Genomic DNA, 11,720 nt, shown 5'->3' with positions numbered 1-11,720 from the left:
ACGAACGGGAACCGGCGCCGGCAAGCCGTGCGGTCCCGACGCCGTTCTAGGCGACGCAACCTGTCCATCGGCTGTCCTGCCGCCTGCTTTATGGCGACGCCAAGGTTTCGTGGAAGAAGTCCCGGCGCGCTGGCACCGGGGTGGAAGCCGCAATCTGCAGCTTCCAACGGTTGAGTTCAGATCGGTCGAAAGCGGTTTTGTCCGGTCTCGTCTATGTGCTTAGCGCCGGCCGCCGCCGCCACGCCCGCCTCCACCGCCGCCGCCGCGAATGACCGCCCCGCCGCCCCGACCGCCACCGCCGTGGAAGCCGCCGCGGCTGCCGCCCTGGAATCCGCCGCCGCGATAGCCGCCGCCACGGTCAAAGCTTTGGAAGTTGCGGCCAGATTCCTGGTAGAGCCGGCCATAGTTGCGGCTCAGCTCATTCTGGTTGCCGAACTGGCGTCCGGCCCGGTCGAAGGAAAGATGATCGGGCGCCCGCTGACGAACCTGCTGGTTGCGCCGCGGTGCCGGCCGCGTCTCGGCCCGGTTCTGAATGCGTTGCGCCGCCTGCGGCCTGTTGGCTGCAGCATTCCGGAGGTTCTCTCCGTCCGGCCGCTGAACGGGCTGCCAGCCGTCCGGCGTGTGCTTCTGCCACGTTCCGTCCTGGCGGCGATAGACGCTGCCGTCGCGGCCGGCATAGACGTCGCCGCCCTTGCTGCCGACGATGAAGCCCTTGTTGCCTTCCGTGTTACGCCAGCGCAGGCCGCCGGCGCTCCCCGTCGTCCCGCCGCTTATGCGGGCGAACTCCCCGCCATGCTTGACCGCGACACTGCCCCAGGAACCGTAGACGTTCTGGCCACCGCGCGCGACCATGGCATTGCCGGTGCGTGGGTTGTAGGCGGAAATGAACCCTCGTTCGCCGCCAGGTCCTGCCACCGCCCCAGCGCGGAACCGGGTTCCGGTGACGGGGTTGTAGGCTGCACCGAATGCCAGACCTCTCTCGGGACCGTAGGCGTAACCGTAGCGGCCAAAGGTTCCGTAGGCCGGGTTGTACGAAGCGCCGAAGCCGTAGCTGATCGGCGGCGGATAGTAGGGCCAGTCGTCGTCGTAGTAGTCCCAATAGGGCGGGTAGTACCATCCCGATCCCCAGATGACGGTGTCCCAGGCGAGATACGTGTAGAGATAGCCGAGGGTGTAGCCATACCAGACAGCGTCCGGCTCCGTGTCGTAAACGCGGACATAGGTCGCGTTATAAACCGGGGACGACGACGGGATGGTGTAGATTTCATCCGCGACAGCGCGCGCAACGGCAAAGGGGCCGGTCGGCGTATCGCCAACGAACCAGATGCCGTCCTTCAGAACGAAATACTTGTCAGCAACCTTGATGACCTGTTCATTGGCGTTGACGGCATAAAACATGGACGTGCCTTCGATCGGCTCGAACTTTGGCTCGCCATTGTAGTGAACGTCCACCTTCAACGATCCATCGGTCGAAACCCGCGCGAGCTTCGGAATGCTCGCCCGCAGGCGCGCCATCGCGCTTTCGGACGTGCCGGGAATCGAAGCACGCACTGCCGAGTAGGTCGCGTCGTCCGGCAGGTTCAGGAAATCTTCCGGCAGATTGGGAGTAGCAAAGCTCCAGGGTCCTTCGAGCGAGGCTGATGAAAACCATCGTCCGGAGAGAAGCGTGTACCACGTCTTGCTGGCCCGATGGAAAAAGACCGAACTGGTTGTGTTGGAAACCCAATCCAACCCTGTCACGGACACCGGTTCGAGGGCAGGCTTCCCTTCAAAGATCAAAAGCTCCGCTGGCTTCTCGGAATAAAAGACCTTCGGGATCTTGTTCTCGCCGAAGCGCGTCGGCGGAAGCGAGGCCTTCACTCCCTTCCAGTTCTCGATCTCCGGCAGTTTGGAAAACACGTCCGGTACCGTTTCCGCCTCGACCCAACCGGTATCAAGCGTCTTCGAGGTGAGCCAGTTCTTGTCGCTTCGAAGATAGTAGTCGCCCGACTGTTCCACCTTGAACAGGTCCCAGTTCGTATTGACCACGAACGACAGGCCCTCGACGCCCTTGACCGGAGCCGTAACGGCCTTGCCATCCGTCTGCAACAGGATCGCCGATGCCTCGCTCACGAAGATCGGTGGCGGATCAGCCTTCATATCCGGAACGTCTGCAAGCCGCTGAAAATCAGCAAGGCTTGCGGCCAGGCGTTGCTGCGACACGACGATCGGATCGGTAGGAACGAGCTTGCCTATGTCCAGCGCGAGATCAGCAAGCTGTTTGCGGTCCAGAGAGGAAAAATCGAGCCGCGTGGTTTTGACATCCGTCAGCGTGACGTTTTCGGATGCATCGTCAGCCGTGGTCTTGGCTGAAAGCCCGATGATCCCGTAGACCGGCTTCGCGTCGGCGGACGATTTGAGTTCGGTGGCGACGAGAGCCTCGAGCTCTTTGAAATCCTTCCAGGCTGTGATCTGCGGTTGAAAGAGCGTGATCATCGCGCCCTTCTCAGTGTCGAACACCCTTGGCCAGGCCGGCGCCGTCGCATCGGACTGGTTGAGGTACTTGCCCGCAACGAACCCGTTCGCTCCGGAGTAGCTCACGGCGCACCAGGAAGCTTCCGCATCGCACTCTTTGATATCGACTTCCTCGCCCTGGGGAATGACGCGCAGCGCGTCAAATCCGGTGCCCGGGCCTACCCTGAAATTCACATTGGCCGTCAGAACGGCCGGGTCCGCAAAGGCGGAGGTAGAGAAGAACGAAGCGATCGTCAGGTACGCAAGAATTCTACGCATGATCACATTCCCTCACTGAGTATTTAAGCTGTTCGAAGTCCCTGTCCGCCGGAAGTGCCACTGGAAATGCTTCGCCGCGACAAAGGCTTCTCGCATTCGCAGTCAATTAAAGTCGTTCAATTTCAAGATCATTGCACATTCGAAGCCGAGTGCAACTGGCAACGCCGCCAACTTCTAATTAAACCGCGCATTGAACGACGCCTTCCCAATTCCCCGCGTGACGGGCCCCACCCCGGTTGCTCCGCCATAACCGTTAGCCATCGGGGAAAAAAGCACCGATCTCCGTGCTGCGATTGGTGGATTTCTCAAGATCGAGATGCGGGACGTGGGCTTCCTCATCCCGCTGTGGGGACGTCACGTGGCTCATGCCGCGGATGGAGCAGAATGCAGCTCCTGTTGCCGCGCGACCCCGACCAACCACTTGTGAAACTTCTGCCCGAACGGCTTTTCGAGGGCGGCCCGGTCCCAGGCGAGGTAATAGCTCTCCGGCAGTTTCATGCGCAGGTCGAAGGGGACGACCAGGGCTCCGGACGCGATCTCATCCTTGATCATCGAAACCTGCGCGAGCACAAATCCTCTGCCGTTGACGGCTGCGTCGATGGCACTGCTCGACAGGGTGAAGGAAAGACCCGAAAACGTCTTGCCGCCGTCGGCCTGCACCAGCCCGGCCCAGTCTCTCCATTGCGGGGAGGCTTTATAGTCCGCCTCCCACTCCACATTGAGGAGAGGAAATTTCAGGACGTCGTGTGGCGTTTCGAGGGTGTGTCCGGCGATCAACGCGGGCGAGCAAGCCGGCACCATCCAGTCGGTGAACAGCTTGGCGACGTGTTCATGCGCGTGGGAGCGCCGCCCGTAGGTGATGCGGAAATCCACCTGCTCGATACCAAGACGAGGTTCCTGCTCCTGACCGAGAATGCGCACGCTCGACTCGGGACAGAGCGACTGCCAGTCGAAGATCTTGCGATTGACCCACTTGTTGGCTACCGACGTCAGCGCGCTTAGAACGATGCTGGTCTCGTTCCGGGCGCGGGTAAGAACGTTGGCGGCATGGGAAAGCTGCTGGAAGCCTTTCGCCACTTCGCGGTAGTACAACCGCCCCCATGAGGACAGTTCAACCCGCCTCCCGCGCCTCTCCAGCAGCGTCAGGCCAAGGCATTGCTCCAGATTTCGGACCAATTGGCTGACGGCGCCCGGCGATACGCCGAGGTCTTCCGCTGCGGCACTGACAGAGCCACACCGACCGATCGCCTCAAAGGCCTGCAAGCCGCGCAAGGACGGGTTCGGCATCTTAAAATTCTCCTCGGCCAACCATTCTAATTTAGATTTTCTAAAAAAGAACGCAGGCGCTGGCAACTTGTTGGCACAGAGAAAACGTCGAACATTCACTTAACAAAACGCAAGGAGAGCGAAATGTTTCTCAAGAATGCCTGGTACGTTGCAGCCTGGGATCACGAGGTCGGCCGCGAGCTGAAGCCCCTCACGGTCCTCGGCGAAAACATCGTCCTATACCGCAAGCAGGACGGCCAGGCCGCCGCGCTCGAGGATGCCTGTCCCCACCGGAAACTGCCGCTCTCCATGGGGCGCATCAAGGGTGACGATGTGGAATGTGGCTATCACGGCCTCACCTTCGACTGTTCGGGAACCTGCACCCGGGTACCGGGCGCAGAGCGCATTCCGCACGTCGCCAAGGTGCGCTCCTACCCGGTTCATGAGCGCTACGGCCTGCTCTGGATCTGGATGGGCGATGCCGAGCGGGCGGATCCGAAGGATATCTTCGAAGTCGAGCATTTCGGCGATCCTGCCTGGGGCATCAACCGCGGCGAGTCGATGACGCTCAACTGCAACTATCTCTACATGACCGACAATCTTCTCGACCCCTCTCATGTCGCCTGGGTCCACCAGTCGTCTTTCGCAAGCTCCGCCTGCGAGGAAACGCCGCTCGAGACGACGGTGAAGGACGACGGTGTCACCGTCTGGCGCTGGATGATTAACTCCGAACCGGCCCCGTTCTATGCCCCCTTCCTGCAATTCGAAGGCAACACCGATCGCAAACAGCACTACGAAGTGCGCTATCCGAGCAACGCGATCATCAAGGCCATTTTCGCGCCTGCCCATACCGGTGGCGAAGGCCGCACGCTTCCTGAGAACACCTTCCTCATGGACAGCTACAACTTCATGACCCCTGTCGATGAGAACCGGACCAAGTACTACTGGTTCCAGATGCGCAACTTTGCGCCCGATGACGCAAAGGTATCTGAGAGTTTTGCCAAATCCGTACGTGGTGCCTTCGAGGAAGACCGCGTCGTCCTGGAGGCGGTCCATCACGGAATGGCCAATATGCACACACCGAACCTCGACCTGAAGATCGACGTCGGTCCGATGCGCTTCCGCCGCAAACTGGCCCAGCTGATTGCTGCCGAAACGCAAGCCGATCCGGCGAGCGCAGCTGCTGAATAGGGTTCGATCCGAATGCTCGATGCCGCGGCCTCACGCTTCCGCCCCTTCGAAGTCGTTTCGAAGGTCCGCGAAAGCACCACCATCACGTCGTTCCGTCTCGCCCCTATCGAGCCCCAGCACTGGCGGCCGTTCGAGCCGGGACAGTTCCTGACGATCCGTGTACCCGACCGCAAAGGCGGATATGTCCTGCGCAACTACACCGTCTCTTCCTCGCCACGCGACGAAGGAACCTATCGGATCACCGTGAAGCGTGAGGCCGCCCCCACACAAGACGTGCCGGAGGGACTAAGCTCCTGCTGGCTCCATGACGACATCGAGCCCGGCGCCGTCGTCGAGATCGACCCGCCGCGCGGCGCATTCAAGCTCGACCGCGCGAGTGCCCGGCCCGTCGTGCTTCTTTCCGGCGGCGTCGGCTTGACCCCGACTGTCTCGATGCTGGATGTGCTGGCACGGGAAAGCGATCGTCCCGTCTGGTTCATCCATGCCTGCGACAGCGTTGCAGTCCATGCCCTGCGGGACGAGGTCGAGCATCTCGCTACCGTCCGGGCGGGCATCACCCTGCATTTCTGCTACCGCTTCGCCGGGATCAGCGATCTCGAAGCTGCCCGGTGCCACTCCTCGGGTTTTCTGACACGTACGACGCTTCAGAGCCTCCTCCCGCTCGACGACTACGACATCTACATGTGCGGGCCTCCGCCTTTCATGCAGGCCCTCTACGCCATTCTGACCGGCCTCGGCGTGCGGAAGGACCGCATCGCCTACGAATTCTTCGGTCCGGCGAGCCTCCTGTCGGAGGCCCCTGCCCCAAAACAGGCGGCTGCGCCCCTAGTGAAACCAAACGTCGGGGAGGACGGCCTGCACGTCGTCCTCCGAAAATCGGGACACAGCCTGGCCTGGGATGGCGCAAGCGAATCCATCCTCGCGTTTCTCGAGGCTCAGGGCATCGAACCGGAATTCTCTTGCAGGGCAGGAGTTTGCGGCACCTGCGAACAGGGGCTCGTCTCCGGCGAGGTCGACTATTTCGAGGAACCGCTGGACGAGGTGCGGGCGGACCGCGTGCTGCTCTGCTGCACCAGACCGAAATCATCGATCGTGCTCGATCTCTGACCGCTCAAAGCAAGAGGCTGCGGCCTGAACCAGGGTGTCCAATCCCCGAAGGAGGATCCGTGAGGAAACCGCTCCAATCCGAAATCCCGCTCAACCCCCATGTCGCCGGCCTGCCGCCATACAACGCCGGCATGAACATTGCCGCTGCACGACTGCAAAGCGGTCGCCAGGATATCGCAGCACTCGCCAGCAACGAGAATCCGGATGGCTGCTCGCCGCGTGTCGCAGCCGCCCTTACGAACCTCAATCCATCACGCTATTCCGATCCCGCCTGTACGGCGCTGCGCGCGGCACTTGGACAGAAACTCGGCGTTGCCGTTGATCGCATCGTCGCCGGCAATGGCTCGGAGGAAATGATCGCGGCCGTCTGTCGCGCCGTCCTTCGTCCCGGCGCACTCGTAGGCACGGTCTGTCCCGGGTTCGGGCTGCACGAGATCGAAGCACTGGCCAATGGCGCCAATGTCGAGAAGGTTGCCATGCGGGCCGACCTCGATTTTGACGTACCGGCAATCGTTGCCATGCTCGAGCGGGAGCCGGCGATCTTCTTCCTCTCTTCGCCCTCTAATCCGGTTGGCCCGGCGCTCGACCGCGAGAGCCTTGCTCGCGTTCTTGCGGCCGTCTCACCGGGGACGCTTCTCGTGCTGGACGAGGCCTATTTCGAGTTCACGGACGAAGACTTGCCCGACGGTCTCGCCGCGCTCTCCGCCACGGACCTTTCCTGGGTCGTGCTCAGAACCTTCTCCAAGGCCTATGGCCTTGCGGGCCTGCGCGTCGGCTACGCGGTGATGTCCGATGCACGGCTTGCGCGGGCGGTCGCGGCAGCCAAGACACCGTTTAACGTCAACGCCGCCGCACAGGTCGCCGCCGTCGCCGCACTGGAGGACGAGGCCTGGATGTCGTCTTCGGTTTCAGCGTTGAAACGGGAACGGGCACGTGTGGCCAACGCGGTCGCCGCCATCGGGCTTGCATCGGCGAGATCGCAGACGAACTTCCTGTTCATCGACGTCGGTCGCGACAGTTCGGCGGCGATGGCCCACTTCCTGTCGGGCGGCATCATCGTCAAGCCATGGAAGGAGAAGGGCTATGAGACCTTCATCCGCGTAACGATCGGCACGCCCGCGGAGAACGACCGTTTTCTCGACGCGCTTTGCGCTTTCGCCAGGGGCTGAAGGCTGCGGCCTCCCTCACCTCACACAAAACAAAGGGGCACTCCAAGCCCCACGGGAACGAACAATGAGCGGAAACGCAAGCCTCTACAAGATGAACCGGGAGCCCAGTCGCATGTCCCCATCAACGCCTGCCGGTCTCTTCGCCGGCGATTTTTCGGCCCTGCGCGCACGGTTTCTCGCCGCAGCGCGCACCGCGGGTGCCAGTGTCGTCGAATACGTGCATCCACTGCACGGCCCGAACGGCGAGCGTCTCGCGACCGATGTCGCCTATCTCGGGCGCGAAGATGCCAGGAAGCTCCTGGTACTGATATCTGGCACCCACGGCGTTGAGGGTCCTTTCGGCTCGGCTTGCCAGACCGCCTGGCTCTCACAGAATTCGCCTTGGCAACTGCCCGACGATACAGCCGTCCTGGCAATCCACCTCATCAACCCGTGGGGCACGGCCTGGTCGCGCCGAGTAAACGAGGACAATGTCGACCTCAACCGCAATTTCATCGACTGGCTGAAAAGCACGCCGAAGAACGATCGATATGCGGCGCTGCACGCCGCCCTCGTCTGTCGCGCCTGGGAGGGGCCGGAGCGGGATGCGGCGGTAGCAGCCTACGACGCCGCGAAACTACGGCTGGGCGGCTATGCCGGCATCGCCCCGGTCGTGGAAGCCGGGCAGTATGAGTTTCCGGACGGCCTGTTCTACGGCGGCGACGGTCCGGTCTGGTCCAACCGGACCCTCATCGAAATCCTCTCGACATTCGCACAGCAGGCGGAAGAAGTCGTCGCCTTCGACCTGCACACAGGCGCCGGCCCCTATGGCTATCCTGCACTCCTCTCCGTTGCCGAGCAGGAACATGCGGGCCTGGAATGGGGGCGGCGCATCTTCGGACCCGCGCTCTCGGTCGTCCTCACCGGCGAGAATGCGACGACGGATACGGGCATTGCCGCGACGGCCACGGGCTATGTCTCAGCCGCGGTGAGAACTGCGCTGCCAAAGGCTCGTGTCCTGCCCCTGGTTGTCGAATGTGGAACCCTTGACGGCGCCACGGTCTCCGATGCGGTTCAGGCGGACAACTGGCTTCATCTGTTCGGCAAGGTCGACACGCCGCTCGGAAACCGGATCAAGGAGAGCCTCCGCGCCGCTTTCATTCCCGAAGACGCGGACTGGCAGCGCACCTGTCTTTCGACTTCCCTGCGCCACTTCGACCGCGCGTTCGCAGAGCTCAAGTCTGTCGGCGGCGCCGGTGCCGAAAAGCCCGTTCCGGCAGCGCCGGCCGTCACCATCGTTGCCCACCCGGAAGCCGGCGGGCCAAGACTTGCCGACAGGCCAGCCATCGAAGTGCACGACATTCACAAGCGCTTTGGTCCCCTCGCCGTTCTCAACGGCGTCAACATCTCTGCGCAGCCCGGAGAAGTCGTGTCGATGATCGGCTCTTCCGGTTCGGGAAAGAGCACCTTCCTGCGTTGCATCAATCTGCTGGAACAGCCGAACGACGGCCGCATCATCATCGACGGCGAAGAAATCCGCATGAAGAAAACGCCAGATGGCGGCGCCATGCCCGCCGACATGCGACAGGTCGAGCGTATCCGCTCGCGCGTCGGCATGGTGTTCCAGAACTTCAATCTCTGGCCGCACATGACGGTCCTCGAAAACATCATCGAGGCGCCGCTGCATGTCCTGAAGGAGAGCCGGCAAGCGGCAATCGATCATGCCCATGCCCTCTTGAAGAAGGTCGGCCTCACCGACAAGCACGCCCAGTATCCCGGCCAGCTTTCCGGCGGGCAGCAGCAGCGTGCCGCCATCGCCCGCACGCTCGCCATGCGCCCGAAGCTCATCCTCCTGGACGAGCCGACCTCGGCGCTCGATCCGGAGCTCGTCGGCGAGGTGCTGCGCGTGATCCGGCAGCTCGCAGAAGAAGGAAATACGATGATCCTCGTGACGCATGAAATGCAGTTCGCGCGCGAGGTCTCGCACAAGATCCTCTTCCTCCACCAGGGAAAGGTTGAGGAGGAGGGTGCTCCGGCGGAGGTTTTCACGAACCCACGCTCCGAACGCATGCGCCAGTTCCTGGCCCGTACGCTCTGACCGCCGGCATCACCCGTCCGGGAACTTCCGGACGAGAGCCAACAAGAAAGCTCAACATGGGGAACCAAAACATGAAGCTGAAAAGTCTGTTGCTCGCCACGATCTTCACCGCAGGCCTCACCACGGGCCACGCTGCCGAGGGCGAGTTGTCGATCGGCACCGAGGGCGAATATCCGCCGTGGAGCATTGCCGACTCTGCCGGCAACGTGACCGGTTTCGACGCCGATGTCGGAAGCCTGCTCTGTGCCAAGCTGGAGATGAAATGCCACTTCGTCGTACAGGCCTTCGACGGGCTCATACCGGCGCTGAAGGCCAAGCGTTTCGATATCATCATTTCCGGCATGTCGATCACGGCCGAACGCAAGAAGCAGATCGACTTCTCTGTCGGCTATGCCGAGCTCGCCAATATGTTCGTGGTCAAGAAGGATTCCGATCTGGCCGGCATCAAGGACATCGACACGCTGCTGAAGTCGCTCGATGGCCGCACGGTCGGCGTTCAGGCCGGAACGACCCACGCCCATTTCATGGAGAAGCGGGCTTCGTCTGCCGTGCTGAAGACCTACGACACGCTCGACCAGATGCAGATCGACCTCGCCAGCGGCCGCGTCGAGGCAGCGTTTGCTGATGCATCAGCCCTCCAGGATTTCCTCGGACGGCCCGACGGCGAGGACTTCCAGTTCGTTGACGTGAAGGTCTTGAGCACCTTCGATCCGACGCTTGGCGAAGGCATCGGCGTAGGCATCTCGCAGGAAAACACCGAGCTGAAGGCCCGCATCGACAAGGCGCTCTGCGAGTTGGTTGCCGACGGATCGATCGGCAAGGCGAGCGAGACCTGGTTCAAGGCGGACATCTCCCGCCCCTGCCTATAGCGGCAAACTTTCGTCTCCCGGAAGAGAAGAGACCGCCAGGTGCTCTTCGTCCGGGAGACGAAGCATCCGATCGGACAATACACAGGTTTGGGCTGGTTCAATGGAACTTGGATTATGGCAGGTATGGGAAGGCGGCTGGATAACCGCAATCCTGCGCGGCGCGGCAATCACCATAGCCGTCGGCGTCGCAAGCATGGCCTTCGGCATCGTCATAGGCGTCGCCTGCGGCCTGATCAAATGGGCGCGGCTTTTCCCGCTGACGCTGATCGTGGATTTCTACACCTCGATCGTGCGCGGCGTGCCGGAACTCCTGATCATCTATCTTCTCTTCTTTTCCTCCGTCGAGTTCATCGCTCGGGTGGCCTCAGCGTTCGGCTATGAGGGGCTCGCCGGAAACGGTTATGCCTTCGTCATCGCCGTCGTCGCCATCGCGGCCATTTCCGGTGCCTACTCCACAGAGGTCGTCCGCGGTGCACTTGCCGCCATTCCGCCTGGTCATATCGAGGCGGCGCGGGCGCTCGGCATTCCCGGGACCCGCATCTTCCGCCGCATCATCGCGCCACAAATGCTGCGGATCGCCGTGCCCGGCATGAACAATGTCTGGCAGACCACCATCAAGGATACGGCCCTCGTTTCGGTGGTCGGCCTGCAGGAATTGATGCGTGCCGCCTTCGTCGGAGCAGGATCGACCCGCCATCCCTTCATCTTCTACTTCATCGCCGCCGTCGTCTATCTCTCGATCACGCTGGTCAGCCAGAGTGGTTTTGACGGGATTGAACGCTTGCTGCGCCCTCGCGAGAGGAAATAGACATGGATCTCGAACTTGTTCGCCTCGCGGTTCCAGCCCTCGCCAAGGGCTTGTGGCAGACCGCCATCCTGACACTCATTTCGATCGCCATCGGCTTCAACCTCGGCCTGGCGCTGGCGGTCATGCGGCTGTCGAAAAACTCGGTACTCAGCCGCTTTGCCAAGGGCTACAGCACCGTGTTCCGGGGCACGCCGCTGCTGGTCCAGCTTTTCCTCTTCTACTACGGCCTCGGCCAGCTTTCCTTCGTTCGCGACAACCCCGTGCTCTGGTGGATCGTCGGCGACGGCGCACATTGCGCGGTCATGGCACTCGCACTGAACACGGCGGCCTATACGTCTGAAATCCTGCGCGGCGGGCTCATGTCCATTCCGGGCGGGCTCGTCGAAGCCGCCCAGGCCTGCGGCATGTCGCGGCTCCTGTGCTTTCGCCGGATCACCTTTCCCCTCGCCATCCGGCTGGCA

Annotated in this window: 9 protein-coding genes; 7 read left to right on the top strand and 2 right to left on the bottom strand. The window is 62.2% G+C overall.

The window, feature by feature from the left end; translation table 11 throughout:
* Positions 1–219 precede the first annotated feature (219 nt).
* On the bottom strand, positions 220–2,772 hold the full coding sequence (locus tag I8N66_RS32615; protein ID WP_291163223.1) for an SH3 domain-containing protein: 2,553 nt from the start codon (positions 2,770–2,772) through the stop codon (positions 220–222).
* A gap of 363 nt (positions 2,773–3,135) precedes the next feature.
* The gene (locus tag I8N66_RS32610) at positions 3,136–4,059 is read right to left on the bottom strand and encodes a LysR family transcriptional regulator (protein ID WP_291163220.1); all 924 of its coding nucleotides are present in this window, start codon (positions 4,057–4,059) and stop codon (positions 3,136–3,138) included.
* A gap of 123 nt (positions 4,060–4,182) precedes the next feature.
* Between I8N66_RS32610 and I8N66_RS32605 the strand changes: the two genes are divergently transcribed.
* The 7 genes from I8N66_RS32605 to I8N66_RS32575 form a co-directional block, all read left to right on the top strand.
* On the top strand, positions 4,183–5,229 hold the full coding sequence (locus tag I8N66_RS32605; protein ID WP_113537458.1) for an aromatic ring-hydroxylating dioxygenase subunit alpha: 1,047 nt from the start codon (positions 4,183–4,185) through the stop codon (positions 5,227–5,229).
* Positions 5,230–5,241: 12 nt separating this feature from the next.
* Positions 5,242–6,336, top strand: a complete 1,095-nt coding sequence (locus I8N66_RS32600; RefSeq protein WP_291163215.1) for a 2Fe-2S iron-sulfur cluster-binding protein — start codon at positions 5,242–5,244, stop codon at positions 6,334–6,336.
* A gap of 59 nt (positions 6,337–6,395) precedes the next feature.
* Positions 6,396–7,505, top strand: a complete 1,110-nt coding sequence (gene hisC / locus I8N66_RS32595; RefSeq protein WP_291163212.1) for a histidinol-phosphate transaminase — start codon at positions 6,396–6,398, stop codon at positions 7,503–7,505.
* 64 nt (positions 7,506–7,569) lie between these two features.
* Positions 7,570–9,582, top strand: a complete 2,013-nt coding sequence (locus I8N66_RS32590) for a DUF2817 domain-containing protein (protein ID WP_291163209.1) — start codon at positions 7,570–7,572, stop codon at positions 9,580–9,582.
* A 71-nt stretch (positions 9,583–9,653) separates the two neighbouring features.
* Positions 9,654–10,451: a transporter substrate-binding domain-containing protein gene (locus tag I8N66_RS32585; protein WP_291163206.1), complete on the top strand. Its 798-nt coding sequence runs from the start codon at positions 9,654–9,656 to the stop codon at positions 10,449–10,451.
* Positions 10,452–10,551: 100 nt separating this feature from the next.
* Positions 10,552–11,259, top strand: a complete 708-nt coding sequence (locus tag I8N66_RS32580) for an ABC transporter permease subunit (RefSeq protein ID WP_291163203.1) — start codon at positions 10,552–10,554, stop codon at positions 11,257–11,259.
* A gap of 2 nt (positions 11,260–11,261) precedes the next feature.
* Positions 11,262–11,720 (top strand): ABC transporter permease subunit (locus I8N66_RS32575; RefSeq protein ID WP_291163200.1); only part of this gene is annotated, 459 nt, incomplete at its 3' end.

Origin of the sequence: Ensifer sp. SSB1 (genome assembly GCF_016652895.1) — a bacterium.
Taxonomy (GTDB): Bacteria; Pseudomonadota; Alphaproteobacteria; order Rhizobiales; family Rhizobiaceae; genus Ensifer.
This window is presented reverse-complemented; position numbering and strand designations above follow the sequence as displayed.